This window comes from Streptomyces sp. NPDC006691 (genome assembly GCF_042869955.1).
Taxonomy (GTDB): domain Bacteria; phylum Actinomycetota; class Actinomycetes; order Streptomycetales; family Streptomycetaceae; genus Streptomyces.
In genome coordinates this window covers 1-22,965 of record NZ_JBIAGW010000001.1, presented here as the reverse complement: position 1 = coordinate 22,965, position 22,965 = coordinate 1, and the positions used below count along the sequence as shown (strand labels likewise).

The 22,965-nt window shown below is 72.9% G+C and carries 20 protein-coding genes and 1 CRISPR repeat array; of the genes, 11 read left to right on the top strand and 9 right to left on the bottom strand.

All coding sequences use genetic code 11. The features are described from left to right. Positions 1-34 precede the first annotated feature (34 nt). Both ACFYNP_RS00100 and ACFYNP_RS00095 read right to left on the bottom strand, forming a co-directional pair. Positions 35-1,456 carry a zf-HC2 domain-containing protein gene (locus tag ACFYNP_RS00100; protein ID WP_388781126.1) on the bottom strand — a complete coding sequence of 474 codons (1,422 nt, stop codon included), beginning with the start codon at positions 1,454-1,456 and terminating at the stop codon, positions 35-37. Between the two features lie 8 nt (positions 1,457-1,464). After that, positions 1,465-2,046, bottom strand: coding sequence for a sigma-70 family RNA polymerase sigma factor (locus ACFYNP_RS00095; RefSeq protein ID WP_388414357.1), 582 nt, complete (start codon positions 2,044-2,046; stop codon positions 1,465-1,467). Between the two features lie 211 nt (positions 2,047-2,257). On the opposite strand from ACFYNP_RS00095, the gene ACFYNP_RS00090 reads away from it, so the two are divergent. After that, on the top strand, positions 2,258-2,632 hold the full coding sequence (locus ACFYNP_RS00090) for an STAS domain-containing protein (RefSeq protein WP_100573969.1): 375 nt from the start codon (positions 2,258-2,260) through the stop codon (positions 2,630-2,632). Between the two features lie 89 nt (positions 2,633-2,721). After that, positions 2,722-3,252 carry an EF-hand domain-containing protein gene (locus ACFYNP_RS00085; RefSeq protein WP_388414355.1) on the top strand — a complete coding sequence of 177 codons (531 nt, stop codon included), beginning with the start codon at positions 2,722-2,724 and terminating at the stop codon, positions 3,250-3,252. A gap of 18 nt (positions 3,253-3,270) precedes the next feature. On the opposite strand, the gene ACFYNP_RS00080 is transcribed toward ACFYNP_RS00085, so the two are convergent. Continuing rightward, positions 3,271-4,215, bottom strand: coding sequence for a phosphatidylinositol-specific phospholipase C (locus ACFYNP_RS00080; RefSeq protein ID WP_388414353.1), 945 nt, complete (start codon positions 4,213-4,215; stop codon positions 3,271-3,273). A 38-nt stretch (positions 4,216-4,253) separates the two neighbouring features. Next, a complete protein-coding gene (locus ACFYNP_RS00075; RefSeq protein WP_388781124.1) occupies positions 4,254-5,789 on the bottom strand; it encodes a class I adenylate-forming enzyme family protein in 1,536 nt (511 codons plus the stop codon). Positions 5,790-6,029: 240 nt separating this feature from the next. Here ACFYNP_RS00075 and ACFYNP_RS00070 point away from each other — a divergent pair, with 240 nt between their 5' ends. From ACFYNP_RS00070 to ACFYNP_RS00060, 3 genes are all read left to right on the top strand, one after another. Beyond that, positions 6,030-7,184 (top strand): acyl-CoA dehydrogenase family protein, encoded by a 1,155-nt coding sequence (locus tag ACFYNP_RS00070; protein ID WP_388781122.1) that lies wholly within the window; start codon positions 6,030-6,032, stop codon positions 7,182-7,184. Beyond that, entirely contained in the window at positions 7,184-8,044 is an 861-nt protein-coding gene (locus tag ACFYNP_RS00065) for an acyl-CoA dehydrogenase family protein (RefSeq protein WP_388781120.1), read from the top strand. Before ACFYNP_RS00070 ends, ACFYNP_RS00065 begins: the two co-directional genes overlap by 1 nt. Before the next feature lie 437 nt (positions 8,045-8,481). After that, complete coding sequence (locus ACFYNP_RS00060) at positions 8,482-9,003, top strand: ATP-binding protein (protein ID WP_388414342.1); 522 nt, start codon at positions 8,482-8,484, stop codon at positions 9,001-9,003. 292 nt (positions 9,004-9,295) lie between these two features. Here ACFYNP_RS00060 and ACFYNP_RS00055 read toward each other — a convergent pair whose 3' ends face one another. Further along, complete coding sequence (locus tag ACFYNP_RS00055; RefSeq protein ID WP_388781118.1) at positions 9,296-10,222, bottom strand: cyclase family protein; 927 nt, start codon at positions 10,220-10,222, stop codon at positions 9,296-9,298. 87 nt (positions 10,223-10,309) lie between these two features. On the opposite strand from ACFYNP_RS00055, the gene ACFYNP_RS00050 reads away from it, so the two are divergent. From ACFYNP_RS00050 to ACFYNP_RS00040, 3 genes are all read left to right on the top strand, one after another. Continuing rightward, positions 10,310-11,221, top strand: coding sequence for an SDR family NAD(P)-dependent oxidoreductase (locus ACFYNP_RS00050; RefSeq protein ID WP_388781116.1), 912 nt, complete (start codon positions 10,310-10,312; stop codon positions 11,219-11,221). 168 nt (positions 11,222-11,389) lie between these two features. After that, positions 11,390-11,586: direct repeats of the CRISPR family, unit length 21 nt; unit sequence GGGGCGCGGGGAACTGCGCGA. A 90-nt stretch (positions 11,587-11,676) separates the two neighbouring features. Further along, entirely contained in the window at positions 11,677-12,834 is a 1,158-nt protein-coding gene (locus ACFYNP_RS00045) for an acyl-CoA dehydrogenase family protein (RefSeq protein WP_388781115.1), read from the top strand. After that, the gene (locus ACFYNP_RS00040) at positions 12,831-13,880 is read left to right on the top strand and encodes a Zn-dependent alcohol dehydrogenase (RefSeq protein ID WP_388781113.1); all 1,050 of its coding nucleotides are present in this window, start codon (positions 12,831-12,833) and stop codon (positions 13,878-13,880) included. Before ACFYNP_RS00045 ends, ACFYNP_RS00040 begins: the two co-directional genes overlap by 4 nt. A gap of 25 nt (positions 13,881-13,905) precedes the next feature. Here ACFYNP_RS00040 and ACFYNP_RS00035 read toward each other — a convergent pair whose 3' ends face one another. After that, the gene (locus tag ACFYNP_RS00035; RefSeq protein ID WP_388781111.1) at positions 13,906-14,907 is read right to left on the bottom strand and encodes a GlxA family transcriptional regulator; all 1,002 of its coding nucleotides are present in this window, start codon (positions 14,905-14,907) and stop codon (positions 13,906-13,908) included. Between the two features lie 73 nt (positions 14,908-14,980). On the opposite strand from ACFYNP_RS00035, the gene ACFYNP_RS00030 reads away from it, so the two are divergent. The 3 genes from ACFYNP_RS00030 to ACFYNP_RS00020 all read left to right on the top strand — a co-directional run bounded on the left by ACFYNP_RS00030 (position 14,981) and on the right by ACFYNP_RS00020 (position 18,455). Beyond that, complete coding sequence (locus ACFYNP_RS00030; protein ID WP_388781109.1) at positions 14,981-16,312, top strand: MFS transporter; 1,332 nt, start codon at positions 14,981-14,983, stop codon at positions 16,310-16,312. A gap of 48 nt (positions 16,313-16,360) precedes the next feature. Continuing rightward, positions 16,361-17,671: an MFS transporter gene (locus tag ACFYNP_RS00025; RefSeq protein WP_388781107.1), complete on the top strand. Its 1,311-nt coding sequence runs from the start codon at positions 16,361-16,363 to the stop codon at positions 17,669-17,671. A gap of 472 nt (positions 17,672-18,143) precedes the next feature. Beyond that, positions 18,144-18,455, top strand: a complete 312-nt coding sequence (locus ACFYNP_RS00020) for a hypothetical protein (protein WP_388781105.1) — start codon at positions 18,144-18,146, stop codon at positions 18,453-18,455. Positions 18,456-18,541: 86 nt separating this feature from the next. On the opposite strand, the gene ACFYNP_RS00015 is transcribed toward ACFYNP_RS00020, so the two are convergent. The 3 genes from ACFYNP_RS00015 to ACFYNP_RS00005 all read right to left on the bottom strand — a co-directional run bounded on the left by ACFYNP_RS00015 (position 18,542) and on the right by ACFYNP_RS00005 (position 22,466). Continuing rightward, on the bottom strand, positions 18,542-19,132 hold the full coding sequence (locus tag ACFYNP_RS00015) for a flavin reductase family protein (protein WP_388414932.1): 591 nt from the start codon (positions 19,130-19,132) through the stop codon (positions 18,542-18,544). Between the two features lie 98 nt (positions 19,133-19,230). Beyond that, entirely contained in the window at positions 19,231-20,115 is an 885-nt protein-coding gene (locus ACFYNP_RS00010) for an enoyl-CoA hydratase/isomerase family protein (RefSeq protein ID WP_388781104.1), read from the bottom strand. A gap of 125 nt (positions 20,116-20,240) precedes the next feature. Further along, positions 20,241-22,466 (bottom strand): acetate--CoA ligase family protein, encoded by a 2,226-nt coding sequence (locus ACFYNP_RS00005; RefSeq protein ID WP_388781102.1) that lies wholly within the window; start codon positions 22,464-22,466, stop codon positions 20,241-20,243. Between the last annotated feature and the right edge of the window lie 499 nt (positions 22,467-22,965).

Sequence of the window (22,965 nt, the reverse complement as noted above, 5' to 3'; positions counted from 1 at the left end):
TGTCACGGCCTCTCGGGGCCACAGCCCCTCGGGGTCACAGCCTGCTCAGTGACGCGGCCGCGAACAGCACATCGCTGATGGCCTCGCGGTCGCCGAGCTGGCCGACGGCCGCCTCCTGCGGTGAGACGTGGCCCGCCGCCAGCTTGCAGAACTCCACGCCGTCCAGGGCCACATGGGCCACCTCGTGGTCGGCCGAGGCGAGGGCGGCCGGCGAGTCGAGCGCGATCAGCCAGTCCCCGCCGCCCACGCCCTCGATCTCCAGCCGCAGCGAGCGCCCCGGTGAGCCCGCCGTGACCAGACCGCGCGGCGGCGAGGCCAGCCCCGCCCGGCGACGGCCGGCCAGGGTGGCGGGCAGGATGCGGGCGGCCAGGTCGATCATGCCGTGCAGATGGGTCCCGGACGGCGGGTCGTACGGGTAGTCCACCGCCTCGGCGATGTCGCCCGCGTGGATCCAGCACTCGAAGGCCCGGTCGAGCATCGCGTCCTGCAACGGAAGTGCGAACTCCCCGTAGGGCACCGCGAGTTCGGCCGCGCCGCGGCCCGCGAACGACACCGTGCGGATCAGGGTGTGGGACTGCTCGCGCCACGGCTCGCGGACCGTACGCGTCAGCGGGTAACGCCCGGCCCGCCACAGGGCCTCGGTGCGTGCGGTGGGGCCGCCCGCCGCCTCCTCGGGGTCGAGCGGCACCGGCTCGTCGAGGCCGAGCGCGGTCGCCACCAGTGCGTCGACGGCCATCAGATGCCCGATCACCCCGGCGACCGTGGTGCGGCGACTGGCCCGCCGCTCCTCCTCGAACCACTTCAGGCGCACCGGCGCGTGCCACTCGGCGTCCCCGAAGTCATTGAGCAGGGCGTCGAGCCGCGCGGCCTCCGCGTCGTACGGGGCAGCCCACCCGGGCACCGGGATGCGGGCCGGGCGACGGCCGAGGCAGTTCTCCAGGACACGGGTGCGCAGCATCGGGTCCAGATCGAGGCTGCGCTCGGTGTGCAGCAGACCCACCGCGTCCCGCAGCCGCAGCGCCTCGTCGGCACAGGGCGCGCACTCGGTGAGGTGCGCCTCGACGGCGTCGGTCTCCTCGGCCGAGCACGCGGCCAGCGCCCAGGCGCCGAGCAGCGACTTGAGCACGGTGTGCGAGGGCGGCTCCGTACCGGGCGCGCGGTCTGGTGGAACGGGTTCGGGCACCGAGGCTTCCGGTTCTGCTGACGACGGCGACGGCGACAGCGGCGACGGCGACGTGGATGACGGTCCGGGGTCCGGCGGGGGCGGGGTCTCCGGCTCGGGGTTCGGACCGGCCCGGCGGTCGGGGTCCGGCGGGCCGAAACGGTTACCCTCGCGCGGCGCGGGCACGAACGGGCCGGAGCCGCCCGGGCCGCCCGCCAGGTCGTCGCCCGCGGCGCGCGGCGAGGGTATGCGCGGGGTGTTCTCGTCGTCGGGCGCCGGCTCGCCCTGCTCCATGGGCCCGGTCACCAGGCCCGCCCGTATCCGGGCGGCGCGGCTCCCTCCGGCGGCCGGATGTTGGCCGAGGAGAGCAGTTGCAGGCCGAGCCGCAGACGCCGGCGCGCCTCGTCCTCGGTGATGCTGAGGTCGGCGGCGGCCTGGCGGTAGTCCCGGCGCTGGAAATACGCCAGCTCCAGGGCGGCGCGCAGCGGGGCGGGCATCGACGTCACGATGTAGTCGGCGCGGGCGGCCGCCGAGGCGCGGCGCACCTTCTGCTCCAGTTCCTCGGTCGAGCCCCCGCCGCGCTCCTCGTACGAGGACGTCTCGTCCTGGCGCAGCCGCTGCACGGCCTGGCGCTGGGTCAGCTTGGCGACCCAGGAGCGCATCGAGCCCTGCTTGGGGTCGTAGGCGTCCGGATTCTCCCAGACGTAGCCGAAGACTTCGCGGGTGATCGCGTCCGCCGCGCCCTCGTCGCTGAGCACGCGGTGCGCGAGGCTGTGCACCAGGGAGGCGAACCGGTCGTACAGCTCGCCGAGGGCGGCGGCCTCGCCGCGCGCGAGCCGCTGCTGCATCCGGCGGTCCCACCGAGGTGGTGCGTCCTTCGGCATAGGCTCCCCCACCCTGTCGTTCCCCGTGTGTGCCCCTGTGCGCCCGTCTCTGCGTACCTACGAATGTAATGCGACGGGCTGACAATGCACGGAGGTTTGCACCAAGTACGCCCCCGCCGCTTCGGCAGGTGATAAGGGCGGTGTTTCGCGAGGGTGGGCATGGGCAGCCGCGCAGGATGGGGGCACGGCAGCACAGAGAGGGACCGGTGGCGTGACGCTGAGAGTGGACGAGTCCGTACAGGGCACGTGGACGGTGCTGCGGGTCAGTGGCGAGCTGGACCTGGTGACCTCGCCCGGCCTGCGCCGCCAGGTGCACGCCGTGGTCGCCGACGGCCGCCGCGATCTGGTCCTCGACCTCTCCGGGGTGCTGTTCTGCGACTCCATCGGGGTGGGCGTGCTGATCGCGTCGCGCCGCCTGATGCGCTCCTGCCAGGGCCGGCTGCGGCTCATCCTGCCCGCGCGCGGAGCCCTGGACGGCAGCCATGTGAACAAGGTGCTCGCCGCGCTCGGCGTGCGCCGCCTCTTCGAGGTGTACGGGGATGTGGGTTCGGCCGCCGACGACCTGGCCGAACCGATCTCGGCATAGTCGCGCACCCGCCCGGCACGGCCGCGCACCCGGAGGCACGCCTGGCCGTAACCCCCTCGTACGGGCGCCGCGAGTCGTACGCTCCCGACATGGACAGTATGGACAGTCCCGAGAGTGCGGAATACGAACGCAGGGTGGCCGCCCGGTTCGCCTCCTTCGACCAGGACGGCAACGGCTGGATCGACCGCGAGGACTTCTCGATGGCGGCCAAGGCGTTGCTCGCCGAATTCGGCACCACCGCCCGCTGCGACCGGGGGCAGGCGCTGTACGGCGGCGCGGAGGCGATGTGGCAGGGCCTCGCGGGAATCGCCGATGTGGACGGGGACCAGCGGGTGACCCGGCAGGAGTTCGTGGGCGGAGCCCTCAAACGGCTGCGGGACCGCACCACCGGGTTCACCGAGATCGCCCGCCCGTTCCTGCACGCCGCGTTCGCGGTGGCCGACACGGCCGGCGTCGGCACGGTGGCCGTGCCCGACTGCGAGCGCGCGCTGCGGGCCCTCGGCGTCTCGCCCCGGGCCGCGGCCGAAGCGGCCGTGACCCTGGACCGGGACGGCGACGGCCGCATCACGGAACCGGACGCGGTCGCCGCCTTCGCCGCCTACTTCACGACGATGCCGTAGCCGGGGCCCGCCCGGCGCTCAGTGCCAGTTCCAGTCGATCAGGGTGCGCAGGGTGTCCGAGTGGAAGTCCGGGAAGTCCATGGGCACCACGCCGAGGTGGGTCCGCTGGCTCACGCGCGCGCTCAGATAGCTCTGGACGCCCGGCATGATGGCGTCCGCGTTGACCTTGGGCCAGCCGCCGCCCGCGTAGCTGGTGAAGTTGATGTAGAGCTGCGCCGAGTCCTGGTCGTAGAAGGCGTTGTCGAACTGCTGGGTCACCTTGGCCGTCTTCTTCGACGGCCAGGACAGGCCCTGGTAGATGTCCTGGAGCCGGATGTACTGGTTGGACAGGAAGTCGTTGTCGCCGCCGGGCCATTGGAGCACCGGCCAGTCGTTGTCGAACTGGGCGAGGAGCACGATCCTGCCGCGTGCCTCGCCGAGGGTGGGCACCCGGTCGGTCAGCAGGAAGCGCGAGCGCCAGCCCTTCTGGTCGAGGTACACGTTGAGCACGTTCTTGAAGTTCGCGCCGACGTCGTTGTTGGTCCCGTTCTCCTTCTTGAGCCGCATCAGGAGGACTTCGCCGGGGTGGCTGTCGAGGAAGGCCGCGCTCTGGGTGAGGACGTCGCCGAACGTCATGCCCTGGTAGAAGGCGGCGTGGTAGATCCCGAACGCGTCGTTCAGATGGCCTTCGAGCCCGTTGGCGCGGATGTCGAAGAAGCGGATGCCCTGCTGCAACTGCTGGGTCAGACCCCAGTTCTGGGTGTGCGACCACTCGGTGCCGTTGTTCGGGTTCGTACAGCAGGAGTCGTGCGTGCCGGGGATCGTCATGCGCAGCAGGGAGCGGCTGTCGGGCAGCGCGGCCATCCAGTTCGCGGGGTCCGCGCCCGCCCGCGGCGGTACGGCCGCGTGGGCGGTCGCCGGGAGCAGCGCCGTGGTGGACAGGGCGGCGGCGCCGAGTATGAGGCGGCGGCGGGAGAGTTCCATCGGTCACGTCCTCGTGGGGGAGTGGCGGGGCGCTGAGGTCATGCCCCGCCGAACCGCTCGCGCAACTTGTATTTCAGGACCTTCCGCAGCGCCTCGTTCCTCGGCAGCGCCTCCACCACCTCAAGCCGCTCGGGCAACTTGTGCACCGAGAGCCCCTGGGAACGCAGGTACGAGGTGAGCTCCGGAAGCGTCAACCCGGCTGCCCCGGGCGGCTGTTCGACGACCGCGCAGACCAGCTCGCCGCGCTCGGGGTCGGGCAGGCCGACCACGGCCGCGTCGCCCACGGCCGGATGGGTGTGGAGCAGGTCCTCGATCTCCTTGGCGGAGATGTTCTCGCCCTTGCGGATGATGATGTCCTTGATGCGCCCGGTCAGGACGAGGTGCCCGCTCTCGCGTACGTGCCCCACGTCGCCGGTGATCAGGAACCCGTCCGCGTCGAAGACGGTCTTCGACTGGGCCGGGTCGAGATACCCCTGGCACACCGCCTCGCCGCGCAGCCGCACCTCGCCGTCCACCCCGTACGGCAGCGGCGCGCCCGACTCGTCGGTGATGCGGATCTCCATGCCGGGCGGGGGGCAGCCCTCGGTGGTGGCCAGGTGCTCGGGGGTGTCGTCGGGGGCGCCCATCGTGATCATCGGTACCTCGGTCATGCCGTACCCGTGGGTGAGCTGGACGCCCATCTCCCGGACGACCGCGTGGTAGACCTCGGGCGGCTTCGGCGCCCCGCCGCCGGCGAGCAGCCGGAGGGTGGGGACGACCTTCTGGCCGGGCCGCTTGCGCTGCTCGGCCAGGAACATCGAGTAGAACGCGGTCGAGCCGCCGGCCACCGTCACGCCGTGGCGCCGGTACTCCGCGAGGGCGTCCGGCAGCGCGAAGTGCTCGAACATCACCGCGGGGAAGCCGTAGAGCAGCAGCATCACCGTGTAGTCGGGGCCGGCTATGTGGGCGAACGGGAAGGCCATCGAGCCGACGTCGGCGTCCGACAGGTGCAGGGCGTGCGCCAGGCACGAGCCGCCCGCGATCAGCGAACGGTCGGTGTGCAGCACGCCCTTGGGGTCGGAGGTGGTGCCCGACGTCCAGTAGATCCAGCGGACGGAGGTGCCGTCGGACGGCGGTGGCGGCAGCAACATCGGGTCGCCGTCGGGCAGTTCGTCGTACGCCTCGAAGATGCCGCGCGCGCCGAGGCGGCGGGCCATCGCGGTGTGGTCGAAGCCCCGCCACACGCCCGGTACGGCGAAGAACTCCGCCTTCGACTCGCGCAGCGCGAAGCCCACCTCGCGGTCCCGGTAGAACGGGATCACCGGCGACTGGACGGCGCCGAGCCGGGCCAGGGCGAAGGACAGGACGGCCGTCTCGATGCGGGTCGGCAGCTGCCAGGCGACCACGGTCCCGGGCCGCACCCCCATCGCGTACAGGCCCGCCGCCACCCGCTCGCAGCGCTCGCGCAGGGCGCCGAAGGTGAGGGTGCGGTCGCCCTGGAGCAGGACCGGGCGGTCCGGGGTGAGGTCGGCGCGGCGCGCGATCAGCTCCCAGAGCGTGCCCGAGGAGTCCAGTGCGTGTGCGGTGTCGGTCATGCCGAGCCCCCCGGGGTCCTGCCGAGCTCCGTAACTGACGGGCAGTCAGGTATGGCGGAGAGCGTAGGCCCCCGGTCCTTGCTGGTCCAGAGGTGCGGGCGCTAGCCTGCGATCTGACGGAGCATCAGATGCATGGGAGGGGCCCATGACCGAACGGCCGCGGATCGTCGGGCGGCGCCGTCCGAAGGCCCGGCCCCGACCGGGGCCGCCGGCGGAAGCCGCTCATCCCGGGGAGTGCCGGTGGATCTGACGTACACCGAGGAGGAAGAGGCCTTCCGGGCCGGGCTGCGCGCCTGGCTGAGCCGCGCCCTTCCCCAACTGCCGCCGAAACCGCATCCGTTGGACTGGCCGGGGCGGCGCGCCTACGACACCACCTGGCAGCGGATGCTGTACGACGCCGGATATGCGGGCCTGCACTGGCCCGAGGCGGCCGGTGGCCGGGGTGCCACGCCCACCCAGCACCTCATCTACCTGGAGGAGACCGAGAAGGCGGGCGCGCCCTACGTGGGCGCCAACTTCGTCGGGCTGCTGCACGCGGGCCCGACCATCGCCGCCGAAGGCACCCCCGGACAGCGCGCCCGCTGGCTGCCGCCGGTGCTGCGCGGCGACGAGATCTGGTGCCAGGGCTTCAGTGAGCCGGACGCCGGCTCCGACCTCGCGGCCCTGCGCACCCGGGCGGTCCGGGACGGCGACGACTACGTCGTGACCGGCTCGAAGATCTGGACCTCGCACGCCGAAGTCGCCGACTGGTGCGAGCTGTTGGTGCGCACCGACCCGGACGCGCCCAAGCACCGGGGCATCACCTGGCTGGCCCTGCCGATGGACACGCCCGGCATCACCGTCCGGCCGCTGCGCACCCTGGCCGGGTCCGCCGAGTTCGCGGAGGTGTTCCTGGACGGGGTGCGGGTGCCGGTGGCCAACCGGGTCGGCGCGGAGAACGACGGCTGGCGGGTCACCATGGTGACGCTGTCCTTCGAACGGGGTACCGCTTTCGTGGGAGAAGTGGTGGCCTGCCGTCGCACCCTCGCCGAACTCGCGCAGACGGCCAAGGCGAACGGAAGCTGGGACGACAGCGCGCTGCGCCGCCAACTCGGCTTGCTGAACGCCGAGTTCACCGCACTGTGGCGACTAACCCAGTGGAACGTGAGCGAGGCGCAGCGCGGCGGCGGGGTGCCCGGTGTCGGCGGATCCGTCTTCAAACTGCGCTATTCGCACGCACGTCAGGAGCTGTTCGACACTGCCGCCCGGGTCCTCGGCCCCGACGCGCTCGACCTCGACCGGGATCTGGCCCTGGACCGGCTCTCGTCGCTGTCGTACACCATCGCCGCCGGCACCTCGCAGATCCAGCGGAACATCGTCGCCGAGCGCATCCTCGGCCTGCCCAAGGGGCGCTGATGGACTTCCAACTCACCTCTGACCAAAAGGCGTTGAAGGCGGGCATGCGGGAGCTGCTGGCGGCGCGGTTCGACCGCGCGGCGCTGCGGGCGGCGGTCGAGCGGCCCGGGCTCGACCGGGCGCTGTGGCGGGCTTTGGGAGAGGCCGGGTTCTTCGCGCTGCGGCTGCCCGAGGACGAGGGCGGCGTCGGGCTCGGACTGCCCGAAGCGGTGCTGCTCTTCGAGGAGGCGGGCCGGGCGCTGCTGCCCGGCCCGCTGGTGGCCACCCATCTGGCGGCCGGCGCGGTGAAGGGCGCGGCGAGCGGCGAGACGGTCGTGACCCGGGTCGACGGCGGGCTCGTCGGCTGGCTCGCGGAGGCCGACCACGTCCAGGGAGATGCTTCGGGCGCGACGCCGCTGCGCTCGGTCGACCCGCTGACGCCCCTCCACCGCACCCACGGAACCCGTACGGCCGAAGCCCCCGAAGCCGTCCTCCTGACGGCGGCGGAACAGCTCGGCAGTGCGGCCCGCAGCACGGAGATGGCGGTTCAACACGCCCAGGAGCGAGAGCAGTTCGGGCGGCCGGTGGGATCCTTCCAGGCGGTCAAGCACCTCTGCGCCGACATGCTGGTACGGACCGAGGTGGCGCGGGTCGCGGTGTACGCGGCGGCCGTGACGGGGGACACGCGCGAGATCGCCGGGGCCAAACTGCTCGCCGACGAGGCGGCCGTGCGCGGCGCACGGGACTGCCTCCAGGTGCACGGCGGGATGGGGTTCACCTGGGAGGCCGATGTGCATCTGCACCTCAAACGGGCCTGGGTGCGGGCCGGGCAGTGGCAGTCGGCGGAGGAGGCGTGCGAGCTGCTGGCGGCGGCGCTCTAGGCGTTCCCCGGGGCGGCCCTCCGGGCAGAACGGGGGAGTTGGACCGGGCCGGCGGTGGTCACTATGCGTCGATATCGGCGGCCCGGCGCATTCGCCGCGAGCCGGAGCGGGGGGCGCTCTCGGGTACTCTCCGTGGGATGCGAGTGGTGGTGTGGAGCGGCTCTCCCGGTGTTGCCAGTGCGGTGGCTCCGGGTCCTGGGCCGCATGCCGCTCGCACCGCACGGAGGCGTCGTACGCGCTCCCGTTCGGTTTCTCGCAAGGTGAGCCGCACAGTATGCACCACGCATACTCCTTCGCGCTGGAATATGCCCGAAGCGCTTGTTGCGGTGACTGTACGTCAACCATGCTGTCTCCCAAGGGAATCACGTTCCGTGACCCCGATGAGGGTCCCTGTGAGGCGCGAGGCGATGTGTCCGCCGGTTCGGATGGTGTGAACGGTGCAGGTGCTTCAGGTTCAGTTGGAGGTCGGGCCGGATCCCGCCGAGGTGGGCCGGGCCCGGAAGTGGGCACGCTCGCGGCTGGTCGGCTGCGGCATAGGGCTCGATGAGCCACTCGCCGAGACATTGATCCTGTTGATCTCGGAGCTCGTCACCAACGCCGTGGTGCACACGGGCTGTCCGGCGGTGCTGCGGATGCTGCTCGGCCCGGCCGAGGGCGGCACCGTACGGGTCGAGGTGGCCGACCGCAGCTGTTGTCCCCCCAAGCCCCGCCACGCGCAGGGCGACGACACCAACGGGCGCGGTCTGGAACTCGTCGACGGGCTCGCGGATCGCTGGGGCTGGCGGGCCGAGGGCGCGGGCAAGTCCATCTGGTGCGAGGTGGACCGCGACGCGCCCGCAGCGCCCTGCGCACCGGAGCGTTCGGATCACTCGGGGCGCAAGGAGCGTCCGGGGCGCACGGGCGGGGCGTACGGGAACGGGGCGTATGAGCCCCCGCGCGCTGTCACCAATACGGCATAAGGCGCGAAAGGTTAACGCGGTGTTGACGCGTGGTGTCTGCCTGATCACCCTGGGATGAGCGATTCGTCGCGAGGGGACGCCGAGGAACTGCACGCCTCGGCGAGTGCGGATCGCGGCACGGCGTCAGCAGCAGCAGGGCGCTGCTCCTCTCAGGGCACCCGAGGAGCAGCGCCGGTACGCCGGTGCCGGGGTGGCGGCGACGGTGTCGCGCTCGGGGCGCGTACGCGTGGCCGCCACCCCTGGGTTCAGGACCGGGTGGGCCCTGGAGGCCGGGTCCGGCCCGGGGTCCGGGTCAGAGGACGGCCACCGGGGCGACGGGGGTGCCGGTGCCGCCGACGAACGGCTCCGGCATGGCGCTCAGCAGGAACGCGTACCGCGACGCCTCGGCGCAGGCGGTGGACAGGGCCTCCAGATTCCAGTTCTGGCCCTGGAGCATGCCCATCTCCACCAGGTCCAGGGCGTGCACGGGCAGCCACAGGTCCTCGATCTCGGGCGGGAAGATCTCGAAGGTCAGGGTGTCGTTGGCGACCGCCGCGACGTCCCGCGCGTGGAACCACTCGGGCGTCCGCACGGACAGGCCCGGCGACGGATAGCCGTAGCCGTGCTTGTCCCCGGCCAGATAGACCTGGATCTGCCCGGTGCGTACGAGGACGATGTCGCCGGCGCGCACGGTGACCCCCGCGAACTCCTCGGCCTCGGCCAGGTCCTCCGGGGTGACCGCGTGGCCGCCCGGTAGGCGGTCGAGGCCCTTGGCGCGGGCCACGTCCAGCAGGACCCCGCGCGAGACGATGTGGCCGGGCTTGTCGATGCCGCTGAACTCGGCCCCGCCGTGCGCGGTGATGGTGGCGGCCGGGCGGCCGTTGTAGATCTTCCCGGAGTGCGAGACGTGGGTCAGGGCGTCCCAGTGCGTGGCCGACTGGAGGCCGAAGGTCACCGCGTCGTCGCTGCACGCGATGGTGCCGGGGCCGAAGATCTCCTGGTTGATCTGGACCATGGTGTGCAGCGGATTGACCCGCCCGGGTATGACCCCGGTCTGCACCCCGTCCTGCTGGAGGGGCAGCGCGAGCGGAACGCGGAGTCCGGAGCGGATCTCGCCGGCCGCCTCCCGCACCACCTCGTCGCTGATGTGGTTGAGCGTGCCGCGTTCGTCGTCGGCACCCCAACGGCCCCAATTGTTGACGCGTTTGGCGATCTCGTGGAACTCGGGCGGCAGTGACATACCCGTCCCTCCCGGGGGCTTGTGGTGAAGCATCCGACGGGTCATAGAATCTAACGGTCCGTCAGAAACCGCGGGAAGGGGCCGGACGTGGGGAACTTCTTGGCAGGCAAGGTCGTCGCCGTGACGGGGGCGGGACGGGGCATCGGCCGGGCCGTCGCGCTCGCCGCGGCCGCCGAGGGAGCGAAGGTCGTCGTCAACGACTACGGCGTCTCGATCGAGGGCGGCGAGCCGAGCAGCGAGATCGCCGACGCGGTGGTGAAGGAGATCGTCGCGGCGGGCGGCGAGGCGGTGGCCGTCGCCGACGACATCTCGACGATGGCGGGCGGCCAGCGCATCGTCGACACGGCCCTCGCCCGGTACGGGCGGATCGACGGGGTGGTGTGCGTTGCCGGGATCCTGCGCGAGCGGATGCTGTTCAACATGTCCGAGGAGGAGTGGGACCCGGTGGTCGCCACCCATCTGAAGGGCACGTTCACCGTGTTCCGGGCGGCGTCGGCGGTCATGCGCAAGCAGGGCTCCGGCACGCTGATCGGCTTCACCAGCGGCAACCACCAGGGGAGCGTGGCGCAGGCCAACTACAGCGCGGCGAAAGGGGGGATCATCTCGCTGGTGCGCAGCGCGGCGCTCGGCCTGCACAAGTACGGGGTCACGGCGAACGCGGTCGCGCCGGTCGCCCGCACCCGGATGTCGGCGAACGTCCCCATGGAGCTGAAGGAGATCGGCTCGCCGGAGGATGTGGCGGCGCTGGTGGTCTACCTGCTGTCCGCGCGGGCCCGGGAGGAGGGCATCACCGGCCAGGTGTACACGATCGCCGGGCCGAAGATCGCGGTGTGGGCGCAGCCGCGGGAGCTTCGCGCGGGGTACGCGGAGGGTGCCTGGACGCCGGAGCGGATCGCGGACTTCCTGCCCGGGACGGTGGGGGTGGACCCCATGCCCCTCCTGGCCCAGCTGGAGGCGATGGCGGCGGCGGCCGCGAACGCGTCCCGCCCGAACGCCTAGGGCCGGCTGTGCCCCTCGGACCCCCGCAGGGGGCTGCGCCCCCTGCACCCCCGGTTCGGGGCTCCGCCCCGGACCCCGTATCGCGCCTTAAGGGCGCTCGTCCTCAAACGCCGGACGGGCTGAAATGCCCGATGCCGGCCCGTACCAAGACAATCGGGGCCACCTACAGGGGCGCGGGGAACTGCGCGACCAGCCACCCACGGTCCCCAGACGAAAGCGGGGCAAGGGGCGCGGGGAACTGCGCGAGAAGCGGGCACGGTTCGCACCCGGAAGGGGGTTGGGGGCGCGGGGAACTGCGCGAACGGCCCCCGCGGCCCGCAGACGAAAACGGAGCTTTGGGGGCGCGAGGAACTGCGCGAGCAACCACGCACGGTCCGCGCCCGGCGAACTCTCCCCCGGAGGGTTGCGGGAAGGGGCGGGGCGGGGAAAACCCACCCCCGAAAACAGGAGGCACCGTGGACTTCAGCTTCGGCCCCGCCGACACCGCGTTTCGCGAGGACGCCCGTACCTGGCTGGCCCAGCATGTGCGGCATGATGCACAACCGTGCGACTGGGAGCGGGAGTTGGGCCGAGGCGGCTGGATCGGGATCGGGTGGGAGGAGGGGGAGGGAGCCTACGGGAACCGGACCGCCGGCCTCACCCAGCAGGTCGTCTGGGCCGAGGAGTACGCCCGCGCCAAAGCCCCGCCCCGCACCAGCCACATCGGTGAGAACCTCCTCGCCCCCACCCTCATCGCCCACGGCACCCCCGCCCAGAAGCAGCGCTTCCTCCCCCCGATAGCCCGCGGCGAGGAGTTGTGGTGCCAGGGCTACAGCGAACCCGGCGCGGGCTCCGACCTGGCCGGCATCCGTACCGTGGCCCGCCGCGACGGCGACACGTACCGCGTCACGGGCCAGAAGGTCTGGACGTCGCTGGCCCACGAGGCCCACTGGTGCTTCGTGCTCGCCCGCACCGAGGAGGGCTCCCGGCGCCACCGTGGGCTTTCGTTCCTGCTCGTTCCGATGGACCAGCCCGGCAGGATCGAGGTCCGGCCGATCCGGCAGATGACGGGGACCAGTGAGTTCAACGAGGTGTTCTTCGACGGCGCCGAGGCCCGTGCCGAGCACCTCGTCGGCGGCGAGGGCAACGGCTGGCAGGTGGCGATGAGCCTGCTGGCCCTGGAGCGCGGGGTGTCCACGCTGGCCCAACAGGTCGGCTTCGCGGCCGAGTTGGAGCGGGTCGTCGCACTCGCGGTGTCGGGGGCCGGAGGTGGGGTCCTCGATCCCGCCCTCCGCGCCCGGCTCGTCGCCCAGTGGGCCGAGCTGAAGGTCATGCGCTGGAACGCCCTGCGCACGCTGGGGAGTTCGGGGGACGCGGGCGCGCCCAGTGTGGCCAAACTGCTGTGGGGCGGCTGGCACCGCCGGCTCGGCGAGTTGGCGATGGCCGTGCGGGGCGCGGCCGCCACCGTCGGACCGTACGACTGGGACGGCGCGAGCCCGTACGCACTCGATCCGCTCCAGCACCTGTTCCTGTTCAGCCGGGCCGACACGATCTACGGCGGCTCGGACGAGATCCAGCGCACCATCATCGCCGAGCGCGTGCTCGGCCTGCCGAGGGAGGTCCGCGTTCCGTGAGAGGTGTCCTTTTCGACGGGAAGCAGAGCCAGGTCGTGGACGATCTGGAGATACGGGACCCGGGGCCGGGGGAGGTGCTCGTGGCCGTCGCGGCGGCGGGCCTGTGCCACTCCGATCTGTCCGTCATCGACGGGACGATCCCGTTCCCGGTGCCGGTGGTCCTCGGGCACGAGGGTGCGGGCGTGGTGGAGGCGGTGGGCGCGGGCGTCGGCCATGTGGCGCCGGGCGACCACGTCGCGCTGTCCACGCTCGCCAACTGCGGGGCGTGCGCGGAGTGCGACCGGGGCCGGCCCACGATGTGCCGCAAGGCGATCGGGATGCCGGGCCGCCCGTTCTCGCGGGACGGCTCCCCGCTGTACCAGTTCGCCTCCAACTCGGCCTTCGCGGAACGCACTCTGGTCAAAGCCGTGCAGGCGGTGAGGATCCCCCAGGACGTACCGCTGACCTCGGCGGCGCTGATCGGATGCGGGGTGCTGACCGGGGTGGGCGCGGTACTCAACCGGGCCCGGGTGGACATCGGTGACACGGTCGTGGTCATCGGCACCGGCGGCATCGGCCTCAACGTCATCCAGGGCGCGCGCATCGCGGGCGCCTCGGTGATCGTCGCTGTCGACAACAACCCGGCCAAGGAGCCGCTGGCCCGCCGGTTCGGCGCGACCCACTTCCTGGCCTCGGCCGAAGGCGTCCGCGAGATCCTGCCGTCCGGCGCGGACCACGCCTTCGAGTGCGTGGGCCATCCCGCCCTGGTGCGCGCGGCCGTCGACCTCCTGGACCGGCACGGCCAGGCGATCCTGCTCGGCATGACCGCGCCCACCGTGGAGGCGTCCTTCCTGCCCGCCGCGCTGTTCCTGGACAAGTCCATCCTCGGCTGCCGCTACGGGAGTTCACGCCCCCAGCGCGACATCCCGCGCTACGCCGAGCTGTACCGCGAGGGCGCCCTGCTCCTCGACGAACTGGTCACCCGGACGTACCCGGTCGAGGACTTCGCCAAGGCGGTGGACGATCTGCACCACGGGCGGGTGGCCCGGGGGGTGCTGACCTTCTAGCCCCGTACGGCACGCGCGAGGCCCGTCAGGACGCCCCCGCCCGGAACGCGCGCCGGTAGGCGGTCGGCGGGACGCCGAGGGCGGACTGGAGGTGCTGGCGCAGGGACGTCGCCGTGCCGAAGCCGGCCGCGCGGGCTATCGCGTCCACCGAGAGGTCGCTGGATTCGAGCAACTGGCGTGCGTGCTCGACGCGTTGCTGGGTCAGCCACTGGCCGGGGCTCAGGCCGACCTCCTCGCGGAAGCGGCGGGTGAAGGTGCGGACCGACATCGCCTCCCGCTCGGCCAGGTCGCGCAGCTGGATCGGCTCGTGCAGCCGGCCGAGGGCCCAGGCGCGCGCGGCCGTGGTGGTCGCCAACTGCGGCTCGGGGACCGGGCGTTGGATGAACTGCGCCTGACCTCCGGGGCGGTGCGGCGGCACGACGGTACGCCGGGCCACGTCGTTGGCGACGGCCGTCCCGTGGTCGCGGCGCACGATGTGCAGGCAGAGGTCGATCCCGGCGGCCACCCCGGCCGAGGTCAGTACGTCCCCGTCGTCGATGAACAGGACCTCCGGGTCCACCGCGACGGCCGGGAAGAGCCGCTGGAAGTGCTCGGCGGAGGCCCAGTGCGTGGCGGCCGGGCGGCCGTCCAGATAGCCGGCCGCCGCCAGGACGTAGCCGCCGGTGCAGATGGACACCAGGCGCGTCCCGGGGCGTACGAGGGCGAGCGCGGCGGTGAGTTCGGGAGTGAGCACGCCCTCCTCGAAGACCGGCCCGAGCTCGTACGAGGCCGGGACGACGACCGTGTCGGCGGTGGCCAGCGCCTCGGGGCCGTTCTCGACCAGGATCGCGAAGTCCGCGTCGGTACGCACCGGGCCGGGCGGGCGCACCGAGCACGTCACCACCTCGTAGAGCGGCCCGCGCACGGGGTCGACGGCGCGGCCGAAGATGCGCTGGGGGATGCCGAGTTCGAACGGGAGCAGCCCGTCGAGCGCGAGCACGACGACCCGGTGGAGCCGGCTGCCGTCCCGTCCGTGGTCCGGGTTCATCTCGTCCCTCCGCGACAAAGGGCCGGTGGTATAGACCACCGGCCGGTGATGCTGATAGACCTTCCGTCTTGTGATGGACAAGTCCCCGACAGGCCAGGGCATTCCCGAGGCCGCCCACGAAATCCTCCCCCCGGCCGCTCTCGGCACGCGGGTTCCGCCGCGGCCGGCCCCGGCCGGGGCGTCCCTCTGGAACCACGACTTCCGGCTCTTCTTCGCCGCCCGCACCGTCGCCCTGTTCGGCGACGGCATGGTTCCGGTGGCACTCGCCGCCGGGCTGCTCGGGGCTGGCCGGTCCGCCTCCTCGGTCGGCTACGCGCTGGGTGCCTGGATGGGGCCGTTCGCCGCGTTCGTCCTGTTCGGGGGCGTGCTCGCCGACCGCTTCACACCCCGGCGCATGATGGTGATCGCGGACGCACTGCGCCTGGCCGGCGCGAGCGTGCTCGCCGCGTCGTTCCTGGTGATCGAGGGCGGGCCGCCGCTGGGGGAGGTGTACGCCCTGAGCGCCGTGTCCGGTGTCGGCGCGGCGCTCTTCCAGCCCGGTGTCGCCTCGACCGTGCCGCGCATCTGCGCCGACGTGCAGCGTGCCAACGCCGTGCTCGGTGTCTCCGAGGCGCTCACGGGCATGGCGGGCCCCGCCTTCGCCGGGGTCGTCGCCGGGTTCTGGGGCGCGGGTGCCGTCTTCGCGGTGAACGCCTCGACCTTCGGCGTCAGCGGCGTCTGCCTCTTCCTGCTCAAGCTGCGCGGCGGCGCCGGGAGCGAAGTGAGGAGGGGCGGCCTCTTCGCCGAACTGGTGGGTGGCTGGCGGGAGTTCAGGGCCCGCACCTGGCTGTGGGGCGTCATCTCCATCTGGACGGTGTACGGACTCACCGTGCTCGGCCCCGCCACTCCGCTCACCGCCGTCCTGGTGACCGAGGGCCACGGCGCCGGAACGTACGGCGCGCTCATGGCGGTGAACGGCGCGGGCAGCGTCGCGGGCGGACTGCTCGCCCTGCGGCTGCGCCCCGCCCGGCCGCTCGCGACGGGCGCGCTCGCCCTGCTCGGCGTCTCGCTCGCGCTGCTCTCGCTCGGCCTCGACCTGCCCGTGTTCGCCCTGGGGATCGGCCAGTTCGCGACCGGCGCGGCCTTCGCCTTCTGGCTCGTCATGTGGTCCACCACCGTCCAGACCCACATCCCGCCGGAGGCCCTGAACCGCCTGCACGCCTACGACGTGGCCGGGTCCCTGCTGATGCTCGCCGCCGGACGCGCGCTCGCCGGGCCGGTCGCCGAGGCGATCGGCGCGGAGAAGGTGCTGCTCGTGGGGGCCGGGCTCAACGTGGTCGCGGTGGCCGTACTGCTCGCGGTCCCCGCGATCAGCCGGCTGCGCCGGATCCGGCCGGGGCCGTGGCCCGATCCCTGCGAAGGGTGACCTCCGGGCCACTCGTACGGGAGAGGGCGCCCGGCCAGTCTTGATGACGTGACCCAGACAACCAACAGACCCGAGGCCGGGCCCGCGTCGCGGCGGCGCGCGGCCGCGCCCCGGATCCACCGCGCGTGGTACGTGGCGGCCGTCGCCTTCGTCACGATCATCGGCGCGGCGGCCTTCCGCTCGCTGCCCGGACTCCTGATCGACCCGCTGCACAACGAGTTCCACTGGTCGCGCGGCACGATCGGGGCCGCGGTCTCGGTGAACCTCGCGCTCTACGGCCTCACCGCGCCCTTCGCCGCCGCCCTCATGGACCGCTTCGGCATCCGCAAGGTCGTCGCGGTCGCCCTGACCGTGATCGCGGTGGGCTCCGGCCTCACCGTCTTCATGCACTCCGCCTGGCAACTCATGCTCTACTGGGGTCTGTTGGTGGGCATGGGCAGTGGCTCGATGGCGCTCGCGTTCGCCGCGACCGTCACCAACCGCTGGTTCACCGAACGCCGCGGCCTGGTCACCGGCGTCCTGACCGCGGCCTCCGCCTCCGGCCAGCTGATCTTCCTGCCGCTGCTCTCCTGGATGGTCGAGGCGCACGGCTGGCGCCCCGCCGCCGTCACCGTGGCCCTCGCCGCCCTCGCCGTCGTCCCGTTCGTGTGGCTGCTGCTGCGCGACCACCCGGCGGACGTGGGCCTCACGCCGTACGGCGCGACCACGCACGTCCCCAAGCCGCCCCCGGTCGTCGGCGCGGCCCGCCGCACCCTCACCGTCCTCGTGAAGGCCGCCCGCACCGGACCGTTCTGGCTGCTCGCGGGCACCTTCGCGATCTGCGGCGCCACCACCAACGGCCTGGTCCAGACGCACTTCGTGCCGGCGGCGCACGACCACGGCATGCCCGTCACGGCGGCGGCCGGGCTGCTCGCGGTGGTCGGCGTCTTCGACGTCGTCGGCACGGTCTTCTCCGGCTGGCTCACCGACCGCTTCGAGTCCCGCCGGCTGCTGGCCACGTACTACGCGCTGCGCGGCATCTCGCTGCTCTTCCTGCCGATGCTGCTCGCGCCCACCGTCCACCCGCCGATGATCTTCTTCATCGTCTTCTACGGGCTCGACTGGGTGGCCACCGTGCCGCCGACCATCGCCCTGTGCCGCCAGCACTACGGCGAGGACAGCGCGATCGTCTTCGGCTGGGTGCTCGCCTCGCACCAGGTCGGCGCGGCCGTCATCGCGTTCCTCGGCGGGGTGGCCCGGGATGTCTTCGGCAGTTACGACGTCGTCTGGTACGCCTCGGGCGCGATGTGCGCGGCGGCGGCGCTGATGGCCCTGGTCATCCGGCGCCGGAGCCCCGCGGGGGAACCGCTGGTCGCCTGATGCCCTCTTCCTGTGCGGGGGAACTGCCCGTACGGGGTGGGGCCCGGGTTCCGCCCGGGGGCGGAGGGGGAGTGCCGTGAACGCCATCGGGGCGAGGGGCGTACGAGGTGCGGTGCCGCGCGCCGCGCTGGTCGGGGCCCTGCTGTGCGCCGCCGTGACCGGTTGCGGCACGGCCGGAGCGGGCGGCCCGGCGTCCGTGGCCCCGGCGGCGAAGCCGTCCGCGACGGCTGAACGGGCGTGCGGCGGCGATACGACCGACGCGGACGGGCCGACCCCTGACGACGGGTCGGCCACGACGGGCGGCCCCGGCAGTCCCGGTCCGCCTACGGATGGCGATCCGGGGGCGCCCGGTCCGCCCACGGATGCCGATCCGGGGACTCCTGGTCCGCCTACGGATGCCGATCCGGGGACGCCCGGTCCGCCCACGGACGCCGATCCCGGGACGCCCGGTCCGCCCACCGACGGGTCCGCGATGCCCTGCCTTCCCGCCGGGTGGTTCGACCTGACGCGGGACTTCGTCGGCTACTACTCCCAGCACCTGACCAAGGCCGACGACGGGATGTGGCCGTCGATCGTGGGGGTACGCATGCGCAAGGAGCGGCACGGCGGGGCCGAACGGGCCGTGGTGACGGTCAACTTCGTCGTCCCGCCCGGCGGGAGCGACTGGGAGGGCCGCAGGGTCGCCGAGGTCTTCGCCGACTGGCGGCGCGCGGCGTACGACGACCGGGGCACCCTCCGCGTGGAGACCCGCAGCGGGGGTCTGGTCGTCGACGGGTCGTGGTGACCCGGGCGCGGCTCGGGTTCAGTGCGGACGGCTCGGGTTCAGTGCGTACGGCTCGATTCAGTGCGTACGGTTCCGGGCCGGCGGCGTCATTCGCCGAAGCGGCCGAACCTGCCCCGGTGGAAGAGGAGTGGATCCGCGCCCTCGGTGGCGCCCAGGGCCTCGACGCGTCCGACCACGATGAGGTGGTCCCCTCCCGTGTGCACGGCGTGGATGCGGCAGTCGATCCACGCCGGTGCGCCGTCGAGCCGGGGCGAGCCGGTCGCGGGTGCCGCGTCGTGGGTGACCCCGGCGAACTTGTCGGCCCCGCTGACCGCGAACCCCCGGCACAGCGGCCCCTGTTCGGCGCCGAGGACGTTCACGCAGAACACCCCGGCGCGCGCGATGCGTGGCCAGGTCGTCGAGGTGCGGGCCACCATGAAGGCGACCAGGGGCGGGTCGAGGGAGAGCGAGGCGAAGGACTGGCAGGCGAAGCCGGTGGGCCCGGCCGCGTCCTCGGCGGTGATGACGGTGACCCCGCTCGCGAAGGCTCCGAGCACCCGCCGGAACTCGCCCGGATCGACCGGCGCCCGCTCGTCGTCCCGTACGGCCCGAAGGTCCGGCCGGGGCAGGAATTCGACGGGCTCGGCAGCCGTGGCGGCGCCGACGGACCTGAGGTATCGGACGACGGTGGCCGCCATCCCTGCGTGTCCCATCACGTAATCCATTGAACCTGACGGTATGTCAGATAGGAAGCCTCGAAGGGTGGTCAGTACGGACGGGGCGAGCCTCAACCAGCCTAGAGGCCACGGTATTTGGGAGTGCGGCGCTCGACGAAGCTGGCCACTCCCTCGTTCGCGTCCCGGGTGCTCATGTTGATCTCCTGGGCCCATGCCTCGGCGGCGAGGGCGGAGGTGCGGTCGGCGTCCAGGGAGGCGTTCACCAGGTGTTTGGTGAGGGCGAGCGCGCGGGTCGGGCCGGCCGCGAGGCGTTCGGCCCACTCCTTCGCGGTGGCGGCGAGTTCGGCGTTCGCGACGACCCGGTTGACCAGGCCCATGCGCTCGGCGTCGGTGGCCGCGAGCGCGTCCCCGAAGAACATCAGCTCCTTCGCGCGCTGCGGCCCCACCAGGCGGGGCAGCAGATAGGCGCCCCCGCCGTCGGGCACCAGGCCCCGGCGGACGAACACCTCGATGAACCGGGCCGACTCCGCGGCCAGCACCAGGTCGCAGGCGAGCGCGAGGTGGACGCCGAGGCCGGCGGCGGTGCCGTTGACCGCCGCGATCACCGGTTTCTCGCAGTCGAGTACGGCGGTGATGAGCCGCTGGGCGCCCTGGCGGATGGTGCGGGCGATGTCGCCCGCGACGCGCTCGCCATCGGCACTGCCACCGCCACCGCCACCGCCACCGCCATCGGCACCGGTATCGGCACCGGCACCGGTCCTGGTCGTGGGGGCGCCCCGCAGGTCGGCGCCCGCGCAGAAGCCCCGGCCGGTGGCGGTGATCACGACGGCCCGGACGGCGCGGTCGGCGGAGGCTTCGGCGAGCAGCGAGATGATCCGTTCCCGCTGGTCCCAGGTGACGGCGTTCATGGCGTCGGGCCGGTTGAGAGTGATCCAGGAGACGCCGTTGTCAGTGGCGTGCAGTACCCATGAGTCGAGGGGGTCCATTGAATCCAGGGGGTCCATGCGGGGCTCCAGGGCTGCGGCGGGGGCGCGTGCGGGGGAGGGGGCGGATGGGCCGGCTGGGACGGTGCCGGCCGGGACGATGGCGGAAGGGACGGTGGCGGAGGGGACGGTGGCGGAGGTGGGGCTCAGCGGCAGATCGCGAGCGCGTCGAGCGCGACGGCGCCCTGGCCGCGCGGCAGCACCATGATCGGGTTGATGTCCAACTCGGAGAGCTCGTCGCCCAGTTCGAGGGCCATGCGCTGGACGCGCAGGACGACCTCGACGAGGGCATCCACGTCCAGCGGGGGTCCGCCGCGTACGCCGTCGAGGAGCGCCCGTCCCCGGAGCTCGCCCAGCATGTCCCGGGCCTGGCCCTCGCCGAAGGGGGGCACGCGGACGGCCGCGTCGCCGAGCACCTCGACCAGGACACCGCCGAGCCCGACGGTCACGGTCGGCCCGAACAGCGAGTCGTGGCCGACGCCGACCACCATCTCGACGCCCCGCTCCACCATTTGGCAGACCAGGATGCCGTCGAGGTCGACGCCCTCGTACCGGGCGATGTCGGTGAGTTCGCGGTAGGCGTCCCGGATCTGGCTGGCCGAGGTCAACCCGACCTTGACCAGGCCGAGTTCGGTCTTGTGGGCGAGGCGGGCGCCGGAGGCCTTCATGACGACGGGGTAGCCGACGAGCCCCGCCGCACGCACGGCGGCGGCCGCGCTGGTCACGAGCTGCTCGCGCGGCACCCGGATCCCGTACGCCCGGAGGAGCTGCTTCGCCGCGTGCTCGCTGAGCTGCTGGCCCGGGCGCATCAGGGCCTGCGCCTTGCGGAAGGACGGGGAGGGGACGCGGGGCGCCTCGTCGAAGGGGGAGCGGTAGCCGGTGGTGAACCGGTGGTGGGAGAGGTAGGCCTTGACGGCGCCGATGCAGTTGCCGAACGTACGGAACGTGGCGACGCGGTCCGAGCCGAGCAGGGTCTCGCGATAGGCCGCCTCGGTGCCGAGCGGGGAGCCCCACACCACGCATACCAGCTTGTCCGTACGTTCCGCCGCGTCCACCAGGTCTTGGGCCAGCTTGTCGCTCATGGGTGGGAAGGGGCCGGTGATCGGACAGATGAGGACGCCGACGGACGGGTCGGCGAGGATCGCGTCGATGATCTTGCGTCCGCGCCAGTCGCCCACGGGGTGGCCGCCGTTGTCGACGGGGTTGGCGACGTTGAGGTAGGGCGGTATCCACTCGTGGAGCTCGGCCTGCTTGGCGGCGGACAGGGGCGGCAGGCGCAGCCCGGCGGCGGTGGCCAGGTCCGAGAAGTGCGCGCCGGTGCCGCCGGAGATCGAATACACGACGACGCCGTCCGCCTGCGGTTTGCGCGCTCGGGCCAACAGAGCTGCGGTGTCCTGGAGTTGGTCGAGGCCGTCGACGCGGATGACGCCGTACTGGCGCATGGCGGCGTCCACGACGTCGTCCGCGCCGGTCAGCTTGCCGGTGTGTGAGGCGGCCATGCGCGCGCCCGCCTCGGTGCGGCCGACCTTGACGGCCACTACGGGGACGCCGGCGCGGGCCGCGCGGTCGGCGGCGAGCAGGAAGGCGCGGCCGTCCTTGAGGCCCTCCACGTAGCAGGCGATGGCCCCGACCTCGGGGCGCTCGGCGAAGTAGGAGATGAAGTCGGAGGTCTCCAGGTCCGCCTCGTTGCCGGTGGGTGCCCAGTGGGAGAGCCGCACGCCCAGCTCCTGGAGCGTGAACACGGGCCGGCCCTGGTGGCCGGACTGGGTGATGAGCGCGATGGCGGGACCTTCGAGGTCGTCGCGGAAGCGCTCGAAGGCGTTGAGGTTGGTGTTGGGGCCGAGCAGCCGCAGCCCGGAGCGCTTGACGGCGGCGGCGAGCCGCTCCTGTGCGGCGGCCCCCTGCTCGCCGGTCTCGGCGAAGCCGGAGGCGAAGGCGACGGCGAACTTCACCTTGGATTCGGCGAGTTCCTCGATGACGGGGATCGGGTCGCCGACCAGGAGCACCGCCAGGTCGACCTGTTCGGGCAGGTCCGCGACGGAGGCGACGCAGGGCAGCCCGAAGACGGTGTCCCGGGTGGGGTGGACGGGGTGGATACGGGCGCCGACGCGCTCGGCCCAGTCCAGGAGCTGGCGGGTGATGCCGGTGTTGGGGCGGCCCTCGGCGTCGGAGGCGCCGATGACGGCGACGGACTCGGGCCGGAAGAAGCGGTCCAGGTCGGGTACGTCGGCGTACAGCGGGCGCCCGCTGACGTCCAGGTCGCCCTCGCCCGCGGCTCTGCCGTGGACGGCGCCGGGGGCGGGTTGCTCGCCGCAGGCGACCACGCGCGCGCGGAAGTCGGTGGTGAGGGTGCCGTGAGTCGATCCAAGCATCGTTCCGCCCGCTCCTGGTCGTTGGCCTGCCTGACTGAGCCGTGCGCGGTGTTAACTGACGCACAGTCAGATTACAGACCTGACGGTCTGTCAGGAATGGCTCTGCGGGCAAAGCCTGAACCCTGCGGGGCGGGCGGGGGTCGGGGGGTGTGGGCTGGGCCTCCCCCTTTCCCTGGCCCTCCCAAACCCCCATGGCGGATCCCTGGCGCATTCCGATCGGCCATCGGGGGGTTTGCCCACCCGCCCGCCCGTTGCCCGGGGTTGGTTGGTTCCGGGCCCCCTGGGGCTCCGCCCCTGGCCCCGGGGGGTTTGCCCACCCTCCCGCCCGTGCGGCCGGGTTGATGGGTTCCGGCCCCTGGGGCTGCGCCCCAGACCCCCTGCGGGGGCTCTGCCCCCTGCGCCCCCTGGGGGTTTGCCCGCCCTCCCGCCCGTGCGGCGGGGTTGATGGGTTCGGGCCCTGGGGCTGTGCCCCAGACCCCTGCGGGGGCTCTGCCCCCTG